At 66.4% G+C, this 25,968-nt stretch carries 13 protein-coding genes; 10 read left to right on the top strand and 3 right to left on the bottom strand.

Going from position 1 to position 25,968, the window contains the following annotated elements; genetic code table 11:
- Positions 1–280 precede the first annotated feature (280 nt).
- The 5 genes from A3Q37_RS01605 (at position 281) to A3Q37_RS01585 (ending at position 6,516) form a co-directional block, all read left to right on the top strand.
- Complete coding sequence (locus tag A3Q37_RS01605; RefSeq protein WP_065476519.1) at positions 281–1,798, top strand: ABC transporter substrate-binding protein; 1,518 nt, start codon at positions 281–283, stop codon at positions 1,796–1,798.
- Positions 1,795–2,775: an ABC transporter permease gene (locus tag A3Q37_RS01600; RefSeq protein WP_065476517.1), complete on the top strand. Its 981-nt coding sequence runs from the start codon at positions 1,795–1,797 to the stop codon at positions 2,773–2,775. The genes A3Q37_RS01605 and A3Q37_RS01600 overlap by 4 nt, the downstream gene beginning before the upstream one ends.
- Positions 2,772–3,593 (top strand): ABC transporter permease, encoded by an 822-nt coding sequence (locus A3Q37_RS01595; RefSeq protein ID WP_065476515.1) that lies wholly within the window; start codon positions 2,772–2,774, stop codon positions 3,591–3,593. Before A3Q37_RS01600 ends, A3Q37_RS01595 begins: the two co-directional genes overlap by 4 nt.
- Positions 3,590–5,098 carry an ABC transporter ATP-binding protein gene (locus A3Q37_RS35260; RefSeq protein ID WP_079137602.1) on the top strand — a complete coding sequence of 503 codons (1,509 nt, stop codon included), beginning with the start codon at positions 3,590–3,592 and terminating at the stop codon, positions 5,096–5,098. Before A3Q37_RS01595 ends, A3Q37_RS35260 begins: the two co-directional genes overlap by 4 nt.
- A gap of 77 nt (positions 5,099–5,175) precedes the next feature.
- Entirely contained in the window at positions 5,176–6,516 is a 1,341-nt protein-coding gene (locus tag A3Q37_RS01585; RefSeq protein WP_065476508.1) for a salicylate synthase, read from the top strand.
- Positions 6,517–6,575: 59 nt separating this feature from the next.
- Here A3Q37_RS01585 and A3Q37_RS01580 read toward each other — a convergent pair whose 3' ends face one another.
- Together A3Q37_RS01580 and A3Q37_RS01575 are read right to left on the bottom strand one after the other, a co-directional pair.
- Positions 6,576–6,773 (bottom strand): ferredoxin, encoded by a 198-nt coding sequence (locus A3Q37_RS01580; RefSeq protein ID WP_065476505.1) that lies wholly within the window; start codon positions 6,771–6,773, stop codon positions 6,576–6,578.
- A gap of 52 nt (positions 6,774–6,825) precedes the next feature.
- Positions 6,826–8,499 carry a (2,3-dihydroxybenzoyl)adenylate synthase gene (locus A3Q37_RS01575; RefSeq protein ID WP_065476502.1) on the bottom strand — a complete coding sequence of 558 codons (1,674 nt, stop codon included), beginning with the start codon at positions 8,497–8,499 and terminating at the stop codon, positions 6,826–6,828.
- A 99-nt stretch (positions 8,500–8,598) separates the two neighbouring features.
- Between A3Q37_RS01575 and A3Q37_RS01570 the strand changes: the two genes are divergently transcribed.
- From A3Q37_RS01570 to A3Q37_RS01555, 4 genes are read left to right on the top strand one after another with little or no spacing between them, the layout of a single operon-like run.
- Positions 8,599–15,222, top strand: coding sequence for a non-ribosomal peptide synthetase (locus tag A3Q37_RS01570; protein ID WP_065476499.1), 6,624 nt, complete (start codon positions 8,599–8,601; stop codon positions 15,220–15,222).
- Positions 15,219–20,696, top strand: coding sequence for a non-ribosomal peptide synthetase (locus A3Q37_RS01565; RefSeq protein WP_065476497.1), 5,478 nt, complete (start codon positions 15,219–15,221; stop codon positions 20,694–20,696). Before A3Q37_RS01570 ends, A3Q37_RS01565 begins: the two co-directional genes overlap by 4 nt.
- Positions 20,693–21,832 (top strand): saccharopine dehydrogenase NADP-binding domain-containing protein, encoded by a 1,140-nt coding sequence (locus A3Q37_RS01560; RefSeq protein ID WP_065476493.1) that lies wholly within the window; start codon positions 20,693–20,695, stop codon positions 21,830–21,832. The genes A3Q37_RS01565 and A3Q37_RS01560 overlap by 4 nt, the downstream gene beginning before the upstream one ends.
- The gene (locus A3Q37_RS01555) at positions 21,829–23,760 is read left to right on the top strand and encodes a Gfo/Idh/MocA family oxidoreductase (protein WP_065476487.1); all 1,932 of its coding nucleotides are present in this window, start codon (positions 21,829–21,831) and stop codon (positions 23,758–23,760) included. The genes A3Q37_RS01560 and A3Q37_RS01555 overlap by 4 nt, the downstream gene beginning before the upstream one ends.
- 1 nt (position 23,761) lies before the next feature.
- Here the strand turns inward: A3Q37_RS01555 and A3Q37_RS01550 are convergent, their stop codons facing one another.
- Positions 23,762–24,673, bottom strand: coding sequence for a cytochrome P450 (locus A3Q37_RS01550; RefSeq protein ID WP_255311702.1), 912 nt, complete (start codon positions 24,671–24,673; stop codon positions 23,762–23,764).
- A 443-nt stretch (positions 24,674–25,116) separates the two neighbouring features.
- Here A3Q37_RS01550 and A3Q37_RS01545 point away from each other — a divergent pair, with 443 nt between their 5' ends.
- On the top strand, positions 25,117–25,965 hold the full coding sequence (locus tag A3Q37_RS01545; protein ID WP_255311701.1) for a thioesterase II family protein: 849 nt from the start codon (positions 25,117–25,119) through the stop codon (positions 25,963–25,965).
- Positions 25,966–25,968: the final 3 nt, after the last annotated feature.

Below are 25,968 nucleotides of genomic sequence, written 5' to 3'. Positions count from 1 at the left end.
CTTGCTGTTCCGGCAAGGCCGTGCCCTGCAGGGTGCGTCCCGGTGGGTGCGATTGGCCGGTTGGCGTCCTCGCCTTCGCCGGCCTGGTTGTCGCCCCAAGGTGTGGCGAACAGGGGTGCCTTGCGGTCGAGTCGTTACCGGGGAGCATTGTCAGCCCTTAAAATAAATGATAATCATTTTCAGTCATTGTTCCTCTCCTCCCGTGAGCCTCCTGTCGGGAGGGTCGTCGGGCTGCTCGCTCCCTGATGGAGCGATTCGAGTAAGCAAAAGGACACGCAAAGTGAGCTCTTTCAATCGTCGATCCTTCCTGGGGCTCGGCGCCCTCACCGCAGCAGGGCTGACGGGATTTCTGGCAGCATGCTCATCCGGATCCTCCGGGGGGCAGGGGGAGGGGGGGACTGTCCGTGCCGCCTTCGCCGGAGGCGGTTCCAGCGAAACCCTCAACTACTTCGTCGGGCCTACTGCCCTGGACTTCGTCCGCGCCCGACTTGTGCACGGGGCGCTCGGCGCCGTCGATCCCAAGCGCCCCGACGGCGTCGAGTACGGCGTTCTCGAAACGATCGACGTCAGCGACGACCTGACCACCTACACGCTGCGCTTGCGGGACGGCCTCACCTTCACGGACGGTTCCCCGCTGACCTCGGCCGACTTGCTGTACTCACTCTCTGCGCCGGACACTTTGCAGGGGCTCCCCTTCACCCGCATCGTGGGCCGAAGCTTTGACCTCAAGTCCGCCAAGGTTGAGGACGAGCTGACTGTCCGTCTCCCGGCCCGGACCCCGATCGCGGACGGGCGACTGCTGCTGTGCCAGAGCATGTTGGCGATCAAGGACGGCACTACCGACTTCACCCCGGACACCCCGTCGTGCGGGCCGTTCGTCATCCACTCGTACGAGCCTGGTCGGCAGACTGTGCTTCGTCGGAACCCCAAGTACGCGGCGCCTGACGCTGAGGCCATCAGCCTCAAGGAGATCCAGCTGCTTTCCATCGGAGACGCCGAGGCTCGCGTCAACGCGTTGCGCGGTGGGCAGGTGGAGTTCGTCAACGCTGTTTCGCCCACCGCCGCCCGCACATTGGCCAAGGCCAAGGGCTTTGAGGTCTCGGCAGGCAAGCCTCCGTACGTGTCGAACCTGCGCTATGTGATGAACCTTCAGCACAAGCCCTTCAAGGACGAACGGGTTCGGAGCGCGTTCCGACTGGCGGTCGACCGTGAGGCCATCGTCCGTTCGGTCTACTTCGGCCGCGCCTACCTTGGCAACGACGTTCCGGCGCTCGGGTTCGCGACCTACAACAAGGACCTGGAGCAGCGTGCTCAAGATGTGGAACGGGCCAAAGCGCTCCTTCGTGAGGCCGGCTATGACGGCATGTCCATTGAGCTGACGGTGGGTCCCGAACTGACCGGCATGGTGGAGACGGCGACGCTGATCATCGAGAATCTTCGGTCCATCGGCGTCGATGCGTCCCTCAAGGAGTTGCCGGCAGGACAGCTCTACGCGGATTTTGAGGCGTACCAGAAGCTTCCGTTCGCCGCTGGGTACAACCCGCCGGCGCCTTTCGAGCCCAACCATGTCCCTGGCAATTTCCCCGATGTCGACAAGCTGGTGGCTACCGCGCGCAGCGCCACCGAGCAAGCCGAACGGGCATCAGCGTCGGCAGACGCCCAGCGTCTCCTGTGGGAGAAGGGCAACGAGATCATTCCGGTATTCGTACCCACGGTTGATGTCCACGTCGAGACGATGAGCGGCGTACGCCACCTGCAGTTCCCCGACCTCTCCGCTGTGGAGATCGAATCGGTGTGAAGGGGAGGGAGGTAGTTTCTCGGGTCTTGGCGGCCCTTGTCACCCTGCTGGTGCTCTCGGTGGTGAGGTTCTTCGCCACCGAGTTGCTACCCGGGGACGCCGTCGGCGTGGCGGCCGGCAACGACGCCACGGAGGCTGAACGCGCTGAGATACGAGAGCGCCTGGGCTTGGACCAGCCCGCTATGAGCCGCTACTTGGAATGGCTGACACAGCTCCTTCGGGGGGACCTGGGACGGTCGCTGTCGAGTGGACGGGCGGTCGGTGACATGCTGAGTTCACGGTTTGGCTATTCGCTGGTACTTATCCTTCTGGCTGCCGCTGCTGTAGTCGTGCTCGCCGTCGTACTGGGCCTTGCCGCGGGGATGAGGGTCGACAGCAGGCTTGATCGGCTGCTGTCGGCCGGGACCGTCACATTGATCGCGGTGCCCGAGTTTCTGCTTGCCAGTGCCCTGTTGATGGTGCTGGCACAGCACTGGCGACTTCTCCCCGCAGTCTCGATGGTGCCGCCCGGGGACGCACCCTGGGCCCACCCCGATTTGCTTGTCCTGCCGGTGACAAGCCTCGTTCTCGGTGGGCTGGGAGTGGCCACCCGGCTGGTGCGGGCTGCCACGGCGGCCGTAGCCGACAGCCCTGCCGTCGAGCAGGCTCGTCTGGATGGGGAGTCGGGTTGGGCACTGGCGGTGTGGTATGTGCTGCCCGCTGCGGCTGGCCCTGCGGTTCAGGGCATGGCCGTCATGGTCTCCGGACTTCTTGGAGGAAGTCTGGTCGTCGAAGCGCTCTTCAACTACCCAGGTGTAGGCGCCGAGCTGGCCCGCGCCGTCGCCTACCGCGATGTGCCGGTCGTGCAGGGTTTCGGGCTGGCTCTGGCCGCAGCCGTACTAGTCGTTCTCTTTTTGGGCGACCTGCTCGGGAGACTCTTGGACGTGCGGTCGCGGCCGGGCACGCGGCGAGATCCGATAGCGGGGGGAGCGCCATGATCCGCCCCATTCTGAGATCACTTCCGATAGCAGTCCTGGGGCTGGTGGTAGTGGTCGCCCTGCTCGGCCCGTGGCTTCCCCTGCCGTCACCCACGCAGCAGGTGGGCATCCCGTTTGAGTCAGCAGGTGCCGATAGGCCGTTCGGCACGGACCTCCTTGGTCGCGATGCCCTCACAAGAACGCTGCACGGAGGCCGGATTCTCGTTCTGCAGGCCCTGGTGGCCACGGCCCTGGGAAGTGTCGTGGGCCTGGCTGTCGGAACTCTGGCCGGTCTGGCCGACCGCGGCCCGCTCGTCGGCCTCATGAGAATGGTGGACACGCTGGCCGCCGTGCCCCCGCTGCTCGTCATGCTGCTGGTCGCCGCCGGACGGCCCGGCAGCGACTGGGCCGTGATGGTCGCTGTCACAGCAGTCAGCCTGCCCTTCTCCATACGTGTCATCGGGGGGGCGACCGCGCGACTGGCTCACCTCTCCTATGTACGCACGGCGCTGGCGCGAGGAGACGGCAGGCTGCGCGTCATCCGATACGACATCCTGCCGAACATCGCACGGGAGGCCCTTGCCGAGGCGGGCATCCGATTCATCGCGGCCACCCAGCTCGCGGCAACAGCGGGATTCCTAGGGCTGGGATCCCCGGCTCCGGCAGCCAACTGGGGCCGCTTGGTGCGCGAGAACCTTCCAGGTGCGACCTTCAGTCCCTGGCCCGCCCTTGCCCCCGCCGTCTTGCTTGTGATCCTCGCACTGGGAGCCACTCTCGCGGTGGACCGTCTGACCCCCTTCCGGGGGCCTGCCAGGCATGAACGGAGCGAAGCGCAGTGAACCTGATCGAGATGTCAGGGCTGAGTCTTGTCGCGGCAGAGCGACCCGTGCTGACCGACTGCTCATTGAGCGTGCGGCAGGGAGAGCGGATCGGTCTGACAGGGGAGTCCGGATCCGGCAAGACTGCACTCGCCCATGCCTTGCTGGGATACACAAGGCGAGGCATTTCTCGCTCAGCAGGAACCGTACGGGTCACCGGTCGCGACCCGTTTGATCCGGTAGCAGCGAAGGCCCTACGAGGCACCACGGTGAACTACCTGTCCCAGGACAGCTCTAGTGCACTCCCTGCCGAACACCGCATCGCATGGGTGCTTGACCGAGCGGCACGGCGGGCCGGCACTCCGCAGGCGCACAGGCGGGTTCTTCGCGCTCAAGCGCTGGAGCGCATGCGGTTGCCCGCCAGTTTGGAACGCGCCTTTCCCCATGAACTGTCCGGTGGGCAGGCTCAGCGTGTTGCCTTGGCCGCCGCCCTGACGGCGGGAGCGAAGCTGCTGATTCTCGACGAACCGACCAGCGGTCTCGACCCGAAGCTGGTTGATGAGACAGTACGACTCCTCCGTACCATCCCGGCCGACATCGCCTTGCTGGTGGTGAGTCACGACCTGGAGGTCGTTTCCCGCCTCACTGAGCGCCGGCTGAGTATGGAGGAAGGACGACTGGTCGAATCCGGCAGGCCAGGGGCCCGCCCGGTAGTCAGCCAGGGGTCGGGCCTCTCAGGCGCTGCGCGGAAGGCGTCCCCGATGCTCGGCAACGTCGCGGCGAATGGGAGCAGTCCTGTCCCGGAAGGGGGACAACCCCTACTGAGCGCTCAGAACGTCGGTGGCATCTCCGACCGGCCACCCGTCCTGAGGGGCACTTCGTTGAGCCTGGTAGCGGGCGAGTGCGTGGCGATCGTAGGAGGATCGGGGGTCGGTAAGAGCACGCTGGCGTGTGCTCTGGCTGGGACATTGGCTCCGACCAGCGGAACCTTGTGGTTCGAAGGGAAAGCTCAGCCGTGGCTGACTTCCCGCCGCACGAGGGCTGGAAAGCTCTTCGTCGCCCATGTGGACCAGGACAGCAGGGCGGCGCTCAACCCTCGGGAACGCGTGGGGCCGGCTCTGGAGAGGGCGCGCTCTGCCGCGAGCCGAGGAGGCGGCGCGCCGCTGTCGGTGGCCGAGCTCCTGCAAGTCGTCGAACTCCCCGACTACGCGGCGGCCCGGCTTCCGAGCGAGCTCAGTGGCGGTGAACGGCAGCGTGTCAATCTGGCCCGTTCATTGGCCTCAGGGCCGCGGGTGCTGGTGTGCGACGAGGCAACTTCGGCGCTCGACCTGAGGACCGAACAGAAGGTCCTCGAGAATCTGGCTACTTTGCGGGCGGCCCAGGGCCTGTCAGTGCTGCTCATCACGCATCGTCGGCAAGTCGCAGCGGTGGCTGACCGGACCTACCTGCTCGCGGGCGGGACTCTCACCCCTTACGTCGCCGGTGACCCTATCTCCGGTGCGATTGATCGCTCTACCCCTTATTGATCCGCAGGGTCGGCCAAGGCTGCGAGGACGCTCCAGGCGGCAGCCGCCGACGGATATCCGAAAGCGAGACAACTGCAGTGAAACCTTCTCTGGCATGCGTAGAACGGCGAGTTCCGTTTGATCGTGACGTCATCGCGGTGGCGGCCGCGCTCGCCGCGGAGTCGACGGACGCCTACGTGCTGTACGAGAACCGAGAGGAGGTCTGCTGGGCGGAGGGCGAGGCCGCAGCCGTGGAAGTCGATGCCACGGGGGTCTGGCTCGAATGCGGAGGCGAGCGCAGCCCTCTGGATACGGACCTACGACCGCTGGCCGCTGCCGGACAGGCGCTGGCTGAGATGGGCGGAGCCGACTGGCGGGCTTACGGGTGGGCAACGTTCGAGCTGGCCACTTCCTGTAGCGACGCCGGTAAGTCGCCTGGGCCGCTGGCGCGGCTTTTCCTGCCCAGGGCGGAGATACGGTTCGGAGACGGAGTCGCGGTCCTGCGAGCCCAGGACGAGAAGGCTCTGGACGCCATGGTGCTTCGACTGGCGGGGGCGGAGAGCCGACCTGCTATCTCTGAAGGCCGGATTGAGGCCGATGTAGATTTCCACGGCGCCGATGCGTATCGCCAAGCGGTGGCCGAGGCCGTACGAGAAATCCGTCAGGGGGCCCTGGACAAGGTCATTCTCTCCAGAGAGGTGCCTGTGCCCGGGGAGATCGATCTGCCGGCCACCTACGTGACGGGGCGGAGGAACAACGATCCGGCCCGGTCATTCCTCCTCCGTCTCGGGGAATGGGAGGCGGCAGGGTTCAGCCCGGAGATCGTAGCCCGGGTGACCGCCGAGGGCGAGGTCAATGCGCAACCGCTGGCGGGTACCCGTGCCCTCGTGGGCGAACCCGCCGTGGATGACGCAGCACGAAAGGAGTTGCTGCGGGATGCGAAAGAGGTCTTCGAGCATGCCATCTCGGTGCGGCTGGCTGCCGAGGAGCTTGCCGAGGTCTGCGAGGACGGCACGGTCCGAGTGGCCGAATTCATGTCAGTCCGTGAACGCGGCAGCGTTCAGCATCTCGCCTCATATCTGGTAGGCAGCCTGCGGGAAGGAGCCACCAGTTGGGATGCGTTCGCCACGCTCTTCCCCGCGATCACCGCGTCCGGCATCCCCAAGAAGGAGGCGTGTGAACGGATTCGCCTCTCTGAGAAGACCAGTCGGGGGCTGTACAGCGGCGCCGTGATCATGGTCGACGGCGACGGGACTCTGGACGCGGCGCTTGTGCTCCGCAGCGTGTATCGGCGCGCCGGCCGTACGTGGCTGCGGGCGGGTGCCGGAGTCGTGGCACAGTCCGATCCGGAGCGGGAGCTGGAGGAGACACGAGAGAAGCTCCGCAGCGTAGGCCGCTTCCTGGTGCCTGCCGTTGAACCGGTGCATTCCGCTTCCTGAGCCGACGGGGCCTCGCTGTCCGAACCCGGGCGGGTGCCGGACAGCGAGGCGGTGGCCCTTCAGTCCTCGAACAGCTCGATCGCGCCGGCCGGGCACCGGTGCACAGCCTCCCGCACCGATTCGAGTTCAGTGTGTGGCGGCTCTGCATGCAGGAGCACGACGAGACCATCGTGTTCGTCCTGGTCGAACACCGTTCTGGCGGCTATCACGCACTGCCCGGCTCCTACGCAGACATCCTGATTCACCTGGATACGCATGACTCTCCCTTCTGCTGCTCTGCCCGGCTCGTCGACCGGGGCGGCGTACTGATCACTGAGTCTGGCTGCTGGATCCGTTCTCGAAGAGCGCTCGGAGTGCCTTCTTGTCGGTCTTTCCCACGGGGGTGAGCGGCAGGTGGGCGATCTTCCGTACAGAGTCGGGCGTCTTGTAGGGGGCGAGGCCGCGGTCCCGTAGGAACGCGGCGAGCTCGCGAGGTGTGGGCTCCTCTCCGCGGCAGACGACGAATGCCACGGAGCGTTCACCGAGGGCGATGTCTGTGGCCGGGACCATTGCCACGGCGAGGATGTCCGGATGCGCCAGAAGGTGATCCTCTACCTCTGTGGCGGCGATCTTCTCGCCGCCGCGGTTGATCTGGTCCTTCACCCGGCCCACGACATTCAAGTGACCGCTGGGCAGACGGCGCACGAGGTCTCCGGTCCGGTAGAAACCGTCTTCGGTGAAGTGGGTGGTGTTGTGCTCGGGGGAGCGGTAGTACCCGCGTAGCGTGTACGGGCCGCGGGTCAGCAGCTCACCCACCTCACCGTCCGGAACCTGCCTGTCGGTCCCATCGACGATGATGACCTCGTCCGCCGGGGAGACGGGATGGCCTTGAGTGGAGCACACGAGGTCCTCGGGATCGTCGAGCGCGGTCAGGTTGAGCAGACCCTCAGCCATGCCGAACACCTGTTGCAGACGGCATCCCAGCGTAGGACTGACGCGCCGAGCCAGATCATCGGCGAGCCTCGCACCGCCGACCTGGAGGACCTGAAGGCTACTGAGATCCGCCTCGCTCGTCTCGAACTCAGTCAGCCAGTAGGGAACGAGAGAGGGGTTGACGGCAGTGATCGTTACCCGCTCCCGCTCAATCAGCTCGAAGGCTGTGCTGGGGCTCGGACTGGGAGCGATGACGACCCTGCCCCCGGCCTGCAGAGTGCCCAGGATACCTGGGCAGCTCATCGTGAAGTTGAAGGCGATGGGGAGAATGGCCAGGTAGACGGTATCCGGCCCCATCTCGCAGGCCTCGGCCGCGGCTCGTGCGTTGTAGAGGTAGTCCTGGTGCGTCCGCGGTATCAGTTTGGGCGTCCCTGTGGTTCCGCCCGAGAGCAGCAGCAGGGCGAGTTCGCTGGCAGCCACGTCTGGGCGAGGTGCTTCCGCCTCAGGCACCTTCGAGGAGCGCAGCTCTTCGTACGTAGTAAAACCTGAATCACTGGCCACTTCTCCGACAACGATTACGTGGCGTAGCGATGGGTGCGCCGCACGCACGTCAATGGCCAACTCTCGGTGGTCGAAGCGAGCGTGCCGATCAGGGATGACGTAAGCCACCGCTTCGGTGACGGTGGCCAGATGGGAGATTTCGTACCGGCGGTGCCCCGGCATGGCGTGTACGGGGACAGCCCCCAAGCGTTGTAGCGCAAACCAGGTCGTGACGAACTCGGCACAGTTGGGCAGCTGCACGATGACGCGATCACCCTTGCGGAGGCCCAAGCGGTACAGCGCGCGGTAGACGGCGCCCACCTCGGCTTCCAGCGCACTGTAGGTCCATCGTCGGTGCCCGTCCACCAAGGCGATGTCGTTCGGCCGCTCTATCGCCTGGGTGGCAGGGAGCGCGCCGAAGACCTCTTCCTTCCAGTACCCCGCGGCTCGATAGCGCTGCTGCGCCGCCTCGGGCCAATCGGGCCAATCGGCTGGTTGGAGGGTTCCGGGTGCCGGTCGGGGGTTCGTCATGGGTGCATCTCCCTGCTGTTGCAGCGCTGTTCATCGCGCCGGAGGCCTGGGCTAAGGTACTTGAATATGATTATCATTCTTAACTAGTGCGAGGAGGGCATGTTCGTGGCAGAGATTTCACAACCGGAAGCCGGGACGCCGGGCGAGTCTGAGGTCGTGGCGGCGGTCTGCGCCGTTCTCGAAGTGCCCGCCGAGGACATAGCGCTCGATGTGGACCTCTTCGAGCTGGGGCTGGACTCGTTGGGCCTGATCCGACTCACGGCCGATTGGCGCCGGCGAGGGCTGAAGGTCACCTTCGAAGAGCTTGCCGAGGCCTCCACCCTGCGCCGGTGGATCGAGATCCTGCGCGACGCGGGAACAGCTACGTCGGCAACTGCCCAGAACGAGGTGCACAGGAAGACCAGGGAGCAGGAGCCGGCCTCCACGGACGAAGGCTTCCCTTTGGGCGTCATGCAGCACGCCTACTGGATCGGACGTCAGGACGACCAGCCCCTCGGTGGGGTGGGGGCACACTTCTATGCCGAACTCGATGGGGCGGGTGTGGATCCGGAGCGGCTCGATCGGGCCGTGGCCCAACTGCGCCGACGCCACGAGATGCTGCGTGTGACCGTGCTTGATGACGGGCACCAACGGATCCGCGAGTCCGTGTCCGGCCCCAGCGTCGTGATCCACGATCTGACCGGCCGGAGCGGAGAAGAACTCAACGAGGAACTCGGCCGGCTCAGGGACCTCTACACCCACCGCCGTATGGACGTGGAGAAGGGGCAGGTCTTCGACGTTGCTCTCAGCCTGCTCCCCGACGGTGCGACCCGACTTCACATCGACCTCGACATGGTCGCCGCGGACGCCGCGAGCATGCGCGTGCTCCTGCGGGATCTGCGGCATCTCTACGCCCGCCCCAACGCGCCGTTGCCCGAGATCAGCGGCAGCTACCGCGACTACTTGGAGACTGTGCGGTCGAGCCGGGAGGGGGACCGGGCCGACGCACGTAAGTGGTGGCAGCAACGGCTACCCGAGCTCAGCGCTCCGCCACAACTGCCCACCGTGGAGGACCCACTGAGCCCGGCCGCCGCCGGCAGCGCCTACCACCACACCACCCGGCTGTTCCACCGACTCGACGCCAGCCGCAAGCAAGTCCTCCTGGAACGGGCAAGGCGACACCGGTTGACTCCTACCGCAGTACTGGCTGCCGCCTTCGCAGAGGTGATCGCGGCATGGAGTGCGGAACCCCGCTTCCTCCTCAACCTCCCCCTGTTCCACCGCGATCTGGGCTATCCCGGAGCCGCGGACATGGTCGGCGACTTCAGCAGTTCGGTCCTGCTCGATGTGGACCTCACCGGCGAGAAGTCCTTCGCCGCTGTTGCGAACGAGATTCAGACCAGCCTGCGGACAGTCATCGCACGGGGCGCCTACTCCGGCGTGGAAGTGCTGCGTGATCTCACCCGTGCGGCCGGCGGGACACCCGTCCTCGCCCCAGTCGTCTACACGAGTGCGCTCGGACTCGGCGAAGTCTACGACCACGAGGTTCGGCACACATTCGGTGAGCCGACGTGGATCATCTCGCAAGGCCCGCAGGTGTGGCTCGACGCGCAGGTCACGGAACTCGACGAGGGACTGCTGCTCAACTGGGATGTGCGGGATGCCTTGTTCGAACCAGGCGTCCCGGAGGCCGCGTTCGACGCGTACCGGCGCCTCCTGGAAACGCTCCTTGACGACGAGGGGGCATGGTCCCTGCCAGCTCCGGTACACATCTCCGAGACGCAGCGCAGTACCCGCGCACAGGCCAATGACACCGACGCCGAAGGAGTCGAGGAGCTTCTCCACCAGGGTTTCCACCGGGCGGCGTCCCGCTCCGGGGAACGCGTCGCGATCATCGACGAGTCCGGACGGCAGGTGACCTACGGGGAACTCGCCGAACGAGCCGGTCGGCTGACAGCGCTCCTCACCGCTGAAGGGGTGCGTCCTGGAGACTCAGTAGCCATCTCGCTGCCGCGAGGCGTGGGGCAGGTAGCAGCCGTGCTGGGTGTCCTCGGTGCCGGCGCGACATACGTGCCCATCGGGCTCGACCAGCCGGCAGAACGCGTCACACGCATCCTCGATGTGGCCTCCGTTGCCGCGTTGCTGACTGATGCCCCGCATCTGGACGCGGAGAGGGGAACCACGGCCAAGATCCTGTCGGTGGAGCAGGCAGAAGGACTGCGACCCGCTCCTCCTTTCCTCGACCAGCCGGTCGAATCGATTGCTTATGTCATCTTCACGTCTGGGTCCACCGGTATACCCAAGGGCGTAGAGGTCTCCCACGGCGCGGCGATGAACACCATCGTGGCGATCAACAAGAAGTTCGACGTGAACCACGGCGATCGCAGCCTGGCTCTGGCGGGGCTGGACTTCGACATGTCGGTCTACGACCTGTTCGGTCCGCTGTCCGCCGGAGGTTCTGTCGTCCTGATCGGTGAGGGCTCCCGGCGTGACGCGGACCACTGGGTTCGCCTCATCCGCGAACATGGCGTGACAGTGGTCAACTGTGTTCCCGCACTACTGGAGATGATCGTGACTGCCGCCGAATCCTCTGCGGCGGTCATGGGGGAGTCACTGAGACTGACACTCCTGGGCGGTGACTGGGTGGGGCTGGACCTCCCCGGGCGCCTGCGCCGTCTGGTCCCGGAGGCGCGGTTCGTCGCGCTGGGAGGCATGACGGAAGCCGCAGTGCACTCGACCGTCTTCGAAGTCGATGAGGTTGACCCGCGATGGTCCTCCGTCCCCTGGGGGGTGCCGCTCGACAATATGCGGACGAGGGTGGCTGACTTCCGTGGCAGGGACGCCCCCGACTGGGTACCCGGCGAGCTATGGGTCAGCGGCGCGGGGCTGGCCGCCGGATACCGCGGTGACGAGAAGCGCACCGCGGAAAGGTTCGTCGAGCACGAAGGACGCCGCTGGTATCGGACAGGAGACCGAGCCCGCTACCGCTCCGACGGTGTCCTGGAATTCCTCGGCCGCATCGACCACCAGGTCAAGCTCCGAGGTCACCGGATCGAACTCGGCGAAGTGGAAGCGGCCGCCTCGGGCATAGACGGGGTGTCCGCCTGCGTGGCGCAGGTCATGGGAGCACCGCGGCGACTGGTACTCGCTGTCGCCAGCATGGCATCACCCACCCTCTCACCTGATGTCGTTCTGGAGGAGTTGGCGCGCCTGTTGCCGCCCTTCATGGTGCCTTCTCACGTACTGGTTCTCGATTCCCTGCCGCTGACTGCCAACGGGAAACCCGATCGCGCCAAGGTCGCGGCTCTCGCTGAGGCCCGCGCAAGCGACGGAGGGGACGAAGAGCGCGGAGAGACACCCCTGGGCTGGGCTGAGTCAGTACTCGCACAGGTGTGGTCCGAACTCCTCGGAGTTTCCGACATCCGGAGGGGGGACAACTTCTTCGGCCTCGGTGGAGATTCCCTGCTGGCCACTCGGCTCATCGCGGCCCTCCGAGCCCGCGGGGTCGGCGGAGCCAAGGCGACGCGGCTTTTCGCGAACCCGGGGCTCGCCGAGTTCGCCGAAGGGCTCTTCCGGGAGGACCAGGCCGGGGCGCAAGCCTTGGGGCCCGGCGACCCGGAACGGCGCCACGAGCCTTTCCCGCCCACGGACGTACAACGTGCGTTCCTGATCGGACGTGATGATCGCCTCCCGCTGGGGGGCGTGGGGACTTATCACTACAGCGAGTTCGACGGGGCGGACGTTGACATCGACCGTCTCCAACAGGCGTGGCGTGTCCTCATCGAGCGCCATGAAATGCTGCGGGCGGTCTTCGATGCCGAGGGTCAGCAGCGAATTCTTCCGGAAGTCCCCGACTTCGTCATCAGCGTGACCGACGTCGCAACCGAGACCGAGGCGGTCGAAGCTCTGGAGCGGCTGCGGACTAGTGCATCCCACGCGCGGCTGGACGTGACCCAATGGCCGCTGTTCGATCTTCAAGCGGTGCGCTATCCCCAGGGCGGTGGCACCAGGACCAGGGTTGCTCTTGGTCTGGACTACATCGTTCTCGATGGTGCCTCCATCATCGCTCTCCACGGAGAACTGGACGCGCTCTATTCCGACCTCAACACCCCTCTGCCGCCCATCGATGTCTCCTTCCGCGACTACGTCCTTGAGATCGTGCCCGAGAAGGACGACGTCGAGCGGGCCCGCGCCCACTGGTTGCGTCGGCTGGACGAACTCCCGCCCGCCCCCGCTCTCCCCCTGGCCGTCGATCCCTCGACCGTGTCCCGCCCCTGGTTCACCCGTCGCAGTCGTCCACTGGAGGCGGAGCGCTGGGAAACGCTGCGGGCCAAGGCACGGCACCACGGGCTGACGCCCTCAGCCGTTCTCCTGATCTGCTACGTGGATGTCCTGAGCGCGTGGAGCGACCAGGCCGGCGTCACCGTGAACCTCACCCTTTTCAACCGCCTGCCGGTGCATCCGCATATCTACCGGGTGGTGGGCGACTTCACTTCGGTATCCCTGGTCGGTCATGCGCCACAGGCGGGGGAGACCTGGCTGGAGGCCGCCCACCGTCTCCAACGTGTCATGGGGGAGGACCTCGATCACCGGGAGGCTTCCGCGATCTGGCTCATGCAGGAGTTGGCCCGGCGCACCGGCACGGTCGAGGCAGCGATGCCGGTGGTGTTCAGCAGCTCCGTCGGTGTGGGCGACATCGGGGTGAAAGACCTCTCGGAGACCTTCCCGGCGAAGGTCCACACCATCTCGCAGACTCCTCAGGTGATGCTCGACAATCAGGTGACTGAGTCGCGCGGCGGCATCATGGTCAGCTGGGACGCGGTGGAGGACCTTTTCCGCCCCGGGGTGCTCGACGCCATGTTCCATGCCTACAACGCCCTCCTGGACCACCTCGTCGATCACGACTGGGAGCACGAACCTCCATCGTTTGAGCAGCCGTCGTTCCCTGCGCTCGACCGCTCTCCCCGGCCTTCGGCTAAGGCCCCTTGCCTTGCTGGGACGCTGCACGCGGACGTCCTGCGCAAGATGCAGGAAGCACCTGACCTGACGGCCTTGCGGTGGCCGGGCGGCTCGATGACCTACGGGGAGCTGGAAGAGAACAGTGCCCGAGTGGCTTCGGGGCTCATCCGCCAAGGCGTCGGGCCCGGCAACGTGGTCGCGATCTCGCTGCCACGAGGCCCTGGGCAGGTCGTCGCCGCGCTCGGCACTCTGCGTACAGGCGCAGCCTTCGCCGCCGTGCCTGCCGATGATCTGACGGGACCGACGACCCAGTTTTTCCGAGCTGTGGACGCCCGGCTCGTCATTGAGGACACGCCGGCGCCGGACGCGGCCGAAGGAATCATCTCGACGAGCTTGGCCCAACTCGCCGAGGCCCCGGCGCAGGGATTCCCTGTCGTGTGCGATCCGGCCTCACCTGCTTACGTCATCGTGCTCACAGGGCAGGAGGACGGCCCCCTACGGGCGACAGCTATAAGTCACCATGCCGCGAGCAGTGCGGTTGCGGATGTCCGTAACCGGTCCGGCCTCGCCGAGAACGACCGGATGCTCGCCCTGACCGGACTGGAGTCGGACCTCTTCGTGTTCGATGTGTTCGGTCTGCTGGGCGCAGGCGGGACCCTTGTCCTGTCGGACACCATCCGGGTGACAGCTCCCGAGACCTGGGGGCGGAAGGCGACCGAACACGGGATCACGGTCTGGAACGGCCCCTCGGCGGTACTCGACGACCTGCTGACCGCCGACGCGCTTACCTCTGGTGAGGCCCTGGTCCCCACCGGGCTGCGTTTGGCACTGGTCTCCGGTGACCGGGTGAGCGCCGATCTGCCGGCCCGGCTCCGTGCCACCACCGCGCATCCATGCCGCTTTATCTCGCTTGGCCATGAGCCGGCAGTGGGTATCTGGGCGGCCGCGTACGAGGCGGGCGACGCGGTGCCCGAGGACCGCTCGTCGCTTCCCTACGGGGAACCGTTGGCAGGAAGGCGCCATCGGGTCGTTCACGTTCTGGGCCACGACTGCCCCGTGTGGGTTCCAGGGGAGTTGTGGGTCGGCAGCGAGGACAGCCCGGACTCGTTCGGTGAGAACAGTGGTGGGGCCGGAGCGGACCAGTGGCACCGCACCGGAGTCCGGGCTCGCTACCGGACCGACGGCACTCTGGAAGTGCTGGGGTCCGCTGACCGGCAGGTGAAGATCCGCGGGCGACGTGTCGAACTCGCTGAGCTCGAAGCCGCTATGGAGACGCATCCGGGCATCGTCCGGGCCGTGGCGCTGACCGTCGGGGAACAGAAGGACCCCAGGCTGCACGCGGTTGTGGTAGCACCCTTCGGGTTGCCAGCCGATCTCACGCGCCATGTGGCGGCTCTGTTGCCTCCTCACGCTCTGCCGGGCGGTTTCACGGCTGTGGAGCGTCTGCCTCTGGACACCGACGGACGCATCGACCGTCCGGCACTGGCCGCGTACGTCGCCGACCAGCCTGGTGCCGGCACCGAACCGAGCGGTCCGGTCGAGAAGAAGATCGCCGCCGTGTGGGCCGACCTGCTCGGCACCCAGGTAACGGACCGGCACGTCAACTTCTTCGGCGAGGGCGGAGACAGCCTGACAGCGCTTCGACTGGTCGCGGCGGTCAACGAGGCCTTCGGTGTGGAAGTCCCCGTTCGCTCGTTCCTCGCTGCCTCAACGCTGGCCGACCTTGCCGCACAGGTCGAGATCGCGGACAGCATTCGCACGACTGAAGAAAGTGGAGTCATATGAACGCCCAACGGATCGTTACGGATCTGGAGAAGGATGGCATCCGCCTCTGGGAAGAAGAGGGGCAGCTGCGCTTTCGTGCACCGCAGGGCGCGCTGACCGAGGAGCGCCGCGCACTGTTGCGCGGGAACCGGGAAGAGGTTCTGTCGTATCTGGCGGAGAGGGCCCAGGCGACGCAGCTGACGCCGGACCCCGCTGCCGCGAACCAGCCGTTCCCGCTGACGGACATCCAGGCCGCCTACCTGGTAGGACGCGGAGGCGCCTACGGCTACGGCGGAGTTGCCTGCCATGTCTACGTCGAGCTCTCCCATCCCGCCGATACCGACCCGGATCGTCTGGACGACGCGTGGCGGCAGCTCGTCCAGCGCCACGACATGCTGCGCGCCATCGTTCACCCGGACGGATTCCAGGAGGTCCTGCCGGAGATCCCGCAGCACCCCACGCCCGTGGCCGACCTGCGGGGCGCAGGGAAGCGGCAGGTGCATGACCACGTCGCCGGGGTTCGTGAAGAGCTGGCCGCACGTGTCCCGCGGACCGACGAGCCCCCTCTCTTCGAACTGCGTATGACCCGCTGCGACGACGAACTCATTCTGCATCTGTCGATCGACCAGCTGATCGTCGACTTCGCGAGCCTTCTTCTGCTTTTGGCCGAGTTGGAGGACATCTACCAGGGCGCCACCCTGGCACCACTGGAAGCCCGGTTCCGCGACTATGTGCTGACCCGGCGCAAGCAGACGCTCACCGGTGACTACGTTCGGCACCGTGAGTACTGGATGCAGCGCCTGCCGGACCTGCCACTGGCCCCGGACCTCCCCCTCTCGGCCAACCCTGACGAGGTGGGCCCGTTCCGCCGGTTCGAGACGGTGATGAGTGCCAAGGACCGCAAGGCGTTCGAGGCGAACGCGGCAGCCCACGGTGTCACCTCTTCCGCAGCCGCACTGACCGCCTATGCGGAGGTCATCGGCCGGTGGAGTCGCAACCAGCGCTTCATGCTCAACGTTCCCACCTTCACCCGCCTTCCCCTGCACGAAGAAGTCGATCGACTGGTGGGGGACTTCACCGCGGTGGAACTGCTCGCGGTGGACCTCAGGCCACAGCAGAGCTTCACCGAACGCGCCACCACCTTGCGGGCGAACTTGATGGAAGACCTGTCGCACTCGCTGTTCACGGGCAGCCAGGTCCTGTCCGAGATGACCAGGCTCAGCCCGTCGGACACCCTCCTCATGCCCGTCGTGTTCACCAGCACCCTGGGCTCGGCGACCACTCGGCAACCGGCGGCGACAGTCCGACATGCACAGACCCAGACGCCCCAGGTGTGGCTCGACTGTCAGGTAATGGAGCGGGGGGAAGGCCTGGCCATCAGCTGGGACGTACGAGAAGGCGTGCTCGCCGGCGACACAGCGGAGCACCTCTTCAGTGCCTACACCACGCTGCTTTCACGACTGGCCGCAGAGCCGTCGGCATGGGGCGAACCCGCCCTGGTCGAACTGCCCGAGGCCACACTTGAGGTTCGCCGGAGCGTCAACGACACCAACTCTCCTCTGACCCCCGCGTTGCTCCAGGACCCGGTCCTCGCTGCCGCTCGACGCGAGCCGGATCGGGTGGCCGTACGCGACGGCGAGCAATCGGTCACTTATCGAGAACTCGTGGCGAGGTCCACCAGTGTCGCCCGGGCCCTGACAGCTTCCGGAGTGGGAGCCGGGGACGTGGTTGCGATCACGATGGACAAGGGGTGGGAGCAAGTGGCCGGCGTGCTGGGTACGCTCCTAGCCGGTGCCGCCTACCTGCCGTTGGACACCACACAGCCCCTGCGGCGCCGTAACACGATCCTGTCGGACGCCGACGCCCGCACGGTCCTGACCCAGTCCTGGCTGGCCGCGGAGGGGGAGTGGGAGGAACATCTTTCGGTCATCGCGGTGGACACCCTTCCCGAGACAGACGCTCCCGCGCCTACCGCCGTGCACGTCGAGCCCGACTCGCTGGCTTACGTGATCTACACCTCGGGGTCCACAGGGGCCCCCAAGGGCGTCATGATCAGCCACCTCGCCGCTCTGAACACCATCGTCGACGTCAACCGCCGGTTCAACGTCACGCAAGAGGATCGTGTGTTCGCGCTGGCGCAACTCGGGTTCGACCTCTCCGTCTACGACATCTTCGGCCCCCTGTCGGTGGGAGCGACGATCGTGCTGCCCGACCCGGCGCGCCGTGGGGATCCGTCCAGCTGGGCCGAGATTGTCCGGAAGGAGGGCGTCACCCTCTGGAACTCGGTACCCGGACAGCTCCAGATGCTCAATGACTACCTTCGTGCCGACGACCCGCCGCTGCCTTCGATCCGACTGGCAATGCTCTCCGGCGACTGGATACCCCTCGCTCTCCCGGCATCGGCACGCCGCTGGGCCCCGGCAGCAGAGATCCACAGCCTGGGCGGTGCCACCGAGGCATCGATCTGGTCCATTCACCACCCCATCGTCGAGGTCGACCCCTCCTGGCGGAGCGTGCCCTACGGCAAGCCCCTCACCAACCAGACCTTCCACGTCCTGGACGAGCGGATGCGGCCCTGCCCCGACCACGTGACCGGCGAGCTCTACATCGGCGGCCTCGGACTTGCCCAGGGATATCTCGGGGACAAGGACCGGACAGATGCGAGGTTCGTGCTCCAGCCTCACACCGGAGAGAGGCTCTATCGCACCGGTGACCTGGGGCGCTACAACCCGGACGGCGTCATCGAATTCCTCGGCCGTGAGGACCACCAGGTCAAGATTCGTGGCTACCGGATCGAGCTCGGCGAGATCCAGTCCGTCCTGGAGGCCCAGCCGTCGGTCGGTGCCGCGACCGTGGTCGTCGCCAATGGCCGAGGGGACGCGAGTACCGGTTCCTCCCGTGCTCTGTCAGCTTTCGTCGAACCGGCCTACCGGGACACGATGCTGCCGCTTCCGGAGTCTTTCCTCGCCGCCGTGGAGAAGGCCGGACAAACTGCGGTCGCCGCGGTGGACGTCCCGGCGCTGGACGCGTTCCGCGCGGCGCTGAGCGAGGCAGCTCTGCTTTCCATCGCCGAAGCAGTGGAACCAGCCTTCACCGATGCGGCCAGGAGGCCGACCGCTGCTGAGGTGTGCGAGGCACTGGCTGTCGACGAACCGCATCACCGGCTCGTCCGCCGATGGCTGCGCGGACTCGCCTCCATGGGCCGCCTGCGCGCCTACCCCGGCGGCCGATATCACGGACTGGCCGCCCCCAAGCCCGGGGCAGTTGAACGTGCATGGGAATACGCGGCTGAGCTTGAACGGGCCGCCGCCTGGAGCACCGAGCTCTTCAGCGTGGTGCGGGACTGTTCTCGCAACCTTCCTCGCCTGCTCACGGGCCGGGCCGGTACAGGCGAGTTGCCGTTCTCGGGTGAGACCGCAGGAGCCCTCGCCGCCGCCTATAAGGACAACGCGGCTGCCAGCAGCCTCATGAAGGTCCTGATCGCAGGTGTGACCGAGATTGCCAGGGAGCACCGGGGAGACGCTCCACTTCGCGTCATGGAAGTCGGCCTCCGCGGGGGTGGGATCGTCTCCGATCTCCTCCCTGCCCTGGAGACGCATGAGATCGAGTACGTGGCCACAGACTCCTCGGCACAGAACAGGGCTGCGGTCGAGAAGCGGTGGGCAGAGGATCCACGCGTGCGCTGTCGGAGTTTCGACCCGTCCGCCAACGCCCGAGCCCAGGGGTTCCTCCCGAACTCCGTCGACGTTCTGGTCTGCGTCGGGGTGCTGGACAACCTGCCGGACGTGAACGCGGCACTCGCGGAACTGGAGACACTGATCTCTCCCGGAGGCTGGCTCGTACTGCTGAGCAATGCCGACGATGACGATCACGCTCTCCGCATCTCCACCGAGTTCCTGCCCGAACACTCCGGGCCTTTCACCGATGTGCGCGCAGACAGCGAACAGTCGTTCCTCAGCGCGGAACAGTGGACGGAACACCTGACCAGCCGAGCAGGCAGGGTCGTCTCGGAGTTCCCCACCGACTCCCGGGCAGCGACAGCCTTCGGGCAGCGTCTCTACTTCGCACAGCCGAAGCCTGCGCGGGAACCGGTCTCCGTGGCGGAACTGACCCGTCGCAGTGCCGAACTGCTGCCCGAATACGCGGTGCCCACGCGGTGGCAAGTGCTGGACAAGCTGCCTCTGACGGCCAACGGCAAGCAGGACAGGGCGACGCTGGAAAAGTGGGCCGGCATGGCCGACCAGCAGCTCGAGGCACCGGTTTCGAGTCAGCCTCAGGACGAGCTGGAGCGGGCGCTCGCCGCGCTCTGGGGCGAGCTGTTGGAGCATGACCATGTGGGCCGGGACGACGACCTGTTCGCCCTGGGCGGGGACTCGCTCCTCGTGGCTCGCATTGTCGGCAGGCTGCGGGACGGGCTCGACGGGATGGAAGGCGTCGAGTGGGACCTTGAATGGGAGGTCGTCCTGCGTCATCTGCTGCGCAAGCCTACGGTCGCCGGCCTGGCCACCTACCTGCGCAGCGTTTCCGCTGACCCTGACCAGGCTGCGCAAGGTGAGGCGTCGCCCATTGTGACGCTCGAGGAGTCGGACGGCGGACCTGTCACGGTACTGGTACACGCGGGCACCGGCACCCTCCTGCCGTACCGTCCGCTGATCACCGAACTCCGTGCTCATTCCACAGGCCGTAACGGTCTCGTCGGGCTGGAGATCCCCGAGCTCGACTCCTTCCTCGGCGCCGACCCGAACGGACTGATCGACCGGCTCGCCGCGCGATACGCCCACGCCCTGCTCGACGCCGGGCACACCCGCTTCGACATCGTCGGCTACTGCGTGGGCGGCGTCATCGCGACCGAAGTCGCTCGGGTGCTGTCGGAGTCGGGTGCGGAGGTACGGTCTCTCACAGTCATCAGCAGTCACAGCCCCACGTTCCGCCTGGACGATGAACTCCTCTCGGAGTACTCGTTCGCCCTCATGATGGGCATGGACCTGGAGCAGATCGGATTCCCAGCTGACCAGAATCGCGTGGGCGCCACTGTCGGCGCTGTGCTGGAGAGGTCACCCGAAGCGGTCCATGACGGAGCCGTTGCCGAACTCGACGGGGAATTCGCTGACATCGCCGCCGCGTTCTCCGCGCTGGAGACATCCCCCCGGATGCGCCGTGTCTCGCGCATGTGTGAGGCGCTGCCGCCGGAGCTGGCCGGCACATACCAGCCGGAGGGGCTGCTCCGAGCACTGCGGACTTACCAGCAGAGCACCTTCGCCCTGAGTCGGCACCGGGCCGAGCCGTACGCCGGCGACATCACGTTCCTGCGGCACAACGGTGCCTACCCGTTTCCGGGCAGTGCCGACACCATCACCGATCACTGGGCGAAGATCTGTCTCGGTGAGCTCACCAGCCGTGACATACCCGGCCAGCACTTCACCTGTATGACGGGCGAGCACCTTCCGACCGTCTTCGGTCACCTGAGCGACATCATCGAAGGGGCGGCCTCGTGATCGGCGTACTGGGGGCGTCCGGCGCCGTGGGGCGGCACGCTGTAGAGGCGCTCATCGCGTCCGGATGCGGCCCGTTGCGACTCGGAGCCCGAAAGCCCGAAGCCCTCTCCGCGGAGTTCTTGACGCAAGCGGTGGAGACACGTGCGGTCGATGCCACCGAGGAGGCCTCCCTCGCCGCGTTCTGCGACGGAACCCAGGTCGTCCTCAACTGCGCCGGCCCCAGCTATCTGCTCAAGGACTCAGTGGCCCGGGCCGCGCTGCGGGCAGGAGCCGACTACGTCGATGTGCTCGGCGACGATCCCGCACGCGAGGCACTGTCGGCCGCAGGCGAGCCCGCCACTGAACGCACCGTGGTCCTGTCCGCAGGCACCGTGCCCGGACTGTCGGCGCTCGTGCCCTACGTGCTCATGGAAGGCGGCGCTGGTACCTCTCCCCCCGAGCGCCTGGTCGCCTATGCGGGTGGACTGGAACGCGCTACGCCCACGGTTGCCGCTGACATCCTGCTCTCCCTCGATGTCGGCGGTGCCAACGGTGAGCCGTTCGGCCTTCCCCTCGCAGCCTGGCGACACGGCCGTCGTGAGCAGCGGGCCCTGCGCGTCGAGGAAAACGCCGAAATTCCCTTCCACCCGCGGCAGGTAGCACTTCAGCCCCTGCTGACGGCCGAGGTCGAACGCCTCGCGGCAGCGATGGGGCTCCGCGAGGCGGAGTGGTACAACGTTTTCCCCGGTCAGCAGATACGTTCACTGTTCACCGCACTTCCGACCCTGCCGGTGGATACTCCCGAGGAGCGGGAGGCTGTGATAGCTCGCATCCTCACAGCGGGGCAGATCGATCTCGCCGGTGCAGAGCCCTACTACCGTCTGGTGATGACGCTGTCCGGTGAAGACTGGTCCCGTACCGGCGTGGTGAGCACCGACGACAGCTACAGGCTCACCGGCGCCACCGCCGCCCATACCGTCCGCGCCCTCCTTGATGGCCGGATACCGCCAGGGCTGCACTTCGCCGCCGACGTTCTGAAGCCGCGGAATCTCATCGACGACCTTGTGCTGACCAAGGCTGCGGACTTCTCGGTCTATGAGGGCGCTGCAGGCAGCGGGGAGCGGGATGGAATGGGCTTCGAGGACGGTGAGCTGTGAACCCGTCGTCGAACCGACCGCTGCGCACGGTGGTGGCCGGCACGAACTTCGGCCGTTTCTATATCGATGCGGTTCGTAACCACCCGGCCTTCGAACTCGTCGGCATCCTCTCCAGGGGCAGTGGCCACTCGGCAGCCCTCGCCGAACGGCTTGGAGTCCCCTGCCACGTCGGGATCGACCAGATCCCGGCCGACCTCGATGCCGCCTGCGTCGCGGTTCCCGCCGCGGTGATGGGCGGAACGGGCACGGAGTTGAGCCAGGTTCTCCTGGACCGCGGCGTGCACGTGCTTCAGGAGCATCCAGTACACCCGGAGGAGCTGACGGAATCCCTGCGGCTGGCGCGAAAGAAGAGCGTCCAGTTCCGAGTCAACACTCACTACATCCACGTCGAACCGGTCCGCCGTTTCATCGAGGCCGCCCGCGAACTGCGCAAGAAGCAGAAGGTGCTGTTCGTCGACGCCACGGCACCGGTGCATGTCCTCGCTCCTCTGGTGGACATCCTGGGCAAGGCACTCGGAGGGATGAGGCCCTGGCGTTTCGACGATCCGGTCCAGGTTTCCGAGGAGGTCCGCACTGCCTCGAACGGAGGAGTGCCGGTTCGTCTTCTCCACGGCGTCGTCGCGGGGGCCCCGTTGACGTTGAGGGTCCAGAATCAGATCCATCCAGGTGACCGCGACAACCACGCGCTTTTCTGGCACCGTGTCTCGATCGGAACCGAGGGAGGGGTCCTCACCCTGGCAGACACTCATGGACCGGTCCTCTGGCATCCGCGGATGCACTCCCCACGGGACGCCGATCACCGTCTGGTCTTCGAGGCAGGCCCCGGGGCCGAAGCTCTGAGGCTGCCGACATCTACCGTTCTTGCCGCCCCGCAGGACGAGCAACTCACCTTCGAAGGGCTGTTCACCCAGGGCTGGCCCTCTGCTGTGGATGCCGCGCTGAGCGGATTCGCGGAGGCGATTGCAGCAGGATCCGATCCTTTGCGTACCGCACAGGGCGACTTGACGGTCTTCCAGATCTGGCGGGACCTGATGGCCAGGCTCGGCCCGCCTGAGCTCATCCGGCCCGCAACGCCCGTGCCACTCTCCGCGGCTGACCTGGGATTCGCGGCGACCGGCGTCGAGGCCAAGACGGTGCGAAAGCATCGTGCTGTCGCTGCCACGCACGCGGTGCACGAGAGGGAGGAGGGAGGCGCGGGCTACACCAATCCAGCTGAGTTCTTCGACCTCGGCGCACGGGAGCACACCGCACGCACGGGACCGGCTGTGATCGCCTCGCTCAGGGGCATCGACGTCGGCGCGGGGCCGCTGCTCGACATCGGGGCCGGAACAGGCCTGGTCACCAGGCAGGTGGCGGAGGCCTTCCCGGACGCTCGCATCCTGGCGACGGAGCCGTCGGCCGGAATGCGAGCGATCCTCACCAGCAGAGTGGCGGACGACCCCGATCTCGCAAGGCGGGTCACGGTGCGCGCGGCGGCCGCCAACGACCTGGCTCTGCCCGACAAGGTCAGTGCTGTGGTGGCCTGCGGTGTGCTCGGGCACATCGCCCCCGTCCGGCGGCGAGAGCTGCTGAGAGAACTCGCCGCGCGTCTGCCCGCCGGTGCGCCGATCGTCGTCGAGTTGATGGGATTTCACACCCCGGTGGTGATGCCATCGACTCGGCTCAGGCAGGCCGAGCTTGGCGGGCTGCGCTACGAGTGGTGGATGGCCGGTGAGCCGGCGGGCGAGGACCTCATGCGTCTGGATACCACGTGGCAGGTCTTCTCCGGCACCGAACTGGTGCGGGAGGTGAAGGACCACTACCACTGGCACACGGTGGACTTGGCCGGAGTTGCGGAGGAGAGCGGCTTGGACTTGGAGAGGCCCCCGGCGCCCCACGACATCGCCGTCCCGCACCTCGGCGTACTGCGAAGCACGGGACGGCGGTAGGTCACCAGGTCACGAGAACCTGTTCCGGCCCGAAGGCGATCCCTTCGTGCCGGAACCGGATCTCCTGCAGCGGTGCGACGGAGCGCAGTGTCGGGACGCGGTCCAGAAGCGTGCCGATCGCGATGCCGAGTTCCAGGCGCGCGATATTTTGCCCGACGCACTGGTGGATTCCATAGCTAAAAGCGACGTGCTGTCTTCCCTGCCGCTCAAAATCTATCTGACGAGAATCAGGGAAGACAGCGCTGTCGTGATTTGCTGCTGCCAACAATGGAATTATTCCGTCGCCTGCGGGGATTACTTGGCCACCGATTTCTATGTCTTCGGTGGCGGTGCGGAGTGCGATTGAGTCACCCACGGAGAGCACCCGGAGAAGCTCCTCGACCGCAGCAGGGAGCCGGGTGTGGTCCTGGCGCAATTCTTCAATCAGGTGAGGATTTTCCAGGAGGGCCAAAACGCTGAGTGCTATCTGGTTCGTCGTGGTCTCCCAGCCGGCCACGATCAGGATGGCGATGGTGGTGATCAACTCCTGCCGGGTGACTTTGCCCTCCTTCAGCTGTTCGACGATGAGCCGACTGAGTAGGTCCTCGCCGAGACGGGTCTCGCGGTCGCTTACCACCTTGTCCATTACGTCCGACAGGGCGCCGATGCCTTCGCTCGCCACCTCTGCGGTGCTCGCGCCGCCGCCGAAGACCTGGGACCCGAGTGTCCCTGTCACGCGCCGGAACCAGGGGTCGCTACGAGGGATGCCGACCAGCTCGCACATCACCGTGCTGGACACGGTATGAGCGAACTGGGTGACAAGGTCCACCGGCGGACCTCCGTCAAGCATCTCGTCGATCCGCTCGTCCACGATCCGCTGGATACTCCGGCGCATGCGCCGAGCCTTGCGCACCGTCATCTCGGCGAGCAGCATCCGTCGGAACCGAGTGTGCTCGGGGGGATCCATCCTGATGAACGGGCGGGTCCTCGCGCCGACTTCCTGCTCTCCTTCTGTGAGCGCGGGAAAGTTTGGGTGGCGGATGTCCGCGCTGATCCGCGGGTCAGCCAGGAGAGCGCGGACCTCCTGGTATCCGGTCACGACCCAGGCGGGACGTCCGGTGGGCAGGAGCACCCTGGAGACCGGGGCCTTCGCGTGGAGATCCGCATACGCGTCAGGTGCGGAAAATGGGCACGAGCGCGGGATCGGGAAAGGGTGCGGGGCGGTTTGATCGCCTGTGTTGTTTGTCATGAGTGATGCATCCTCCCTGCAATGGTGTCACTAAGGTATCCGTGGAACTGGTGCATAGCTAGAGCAAAGATGCAAGTCTTCAGGGTTGCGCATGACTTGTTTGTCTGCTGGGGTTGAAGTCAAGCATAATGCTGGAAGTCAGCCGTCCGAAGTCGTTGAAAAAAATCAAGAACGGGGCCCTGATGTCCATCGCCCATCAAGACCTGAGCGGCTGGTTCCGCCGACCCGTCAAGCGTCCTGATGCCCAAGTGCGCCTGATCTGTTTTCCTCACGCGGGAGGCGCCGCGTCGTCCTTCAGGCCATGGCAGCGTCTCCTCCCCGCCGGCATAGAACCTGTATCGGTGCAATACCCGGGCAGAGAGGACCGGTTCGCGGACCCGTTCGTGGGATCGATGGACGACGTCGTCCATGCGGTCGTCGACGGCTTGGTCCCGCTGTTGGACCGACCTTTGGCTCTCTTCGGCCACAGCATGGGCAGTGCCATTGCCTACGAGGTCGCTCTGGAACTTCGCCGACGGTCCCTGCCGGAGCCCGTCCGACTTCTGGCTTCCGGCAGGCCGTCGCCGCACCATGCTGCAGTTGGCGACATTCATCTTCAGAAGGACGCGGCGGTCACTGCCGAGTTGATGCGATACGGCAGCACCCCTGTCGAGGTGCTGTCCGACCCGGAACTGCGTGCCACCGTGCTGCGCTGCGTCCGGAACGACTACCGCCTCATCGAGACGTACAAGCCCCGTCAGGCTGTCGACCCTCTCGACTGTCCGATCAGTGTGCTGGTCGGAACTGAGGACCCCGAGTGCGGGGAGGTTGAGGCGAAGACGTGGGGAAGTGTCACGGCCGGATCGCTGACCATCACAGCGTTCGACGGAGGTCACTTCTTCCTCGTGCCTCAGCGCACGAGGCTTGTCGAGACCATTTGCAGAGAACTCGGGGTCGTCGACACCACCACCACGTCCGCTTGGCCCAGCACCCCCTAGCGC

It is taken from the genome of Streptomyces sp. PTY087I2 (genome assembly GCF_001687325.1).
In the GTDB taxonomy this organism is placed as follows: Bacteria; Actinomycetota; Actinomycetes; order Streptomycetales; family Streptomycetaceae; genus Streptomyces.
This window is presented reverse-complemented; position numbering and strand designations above follow the sequence as displayed.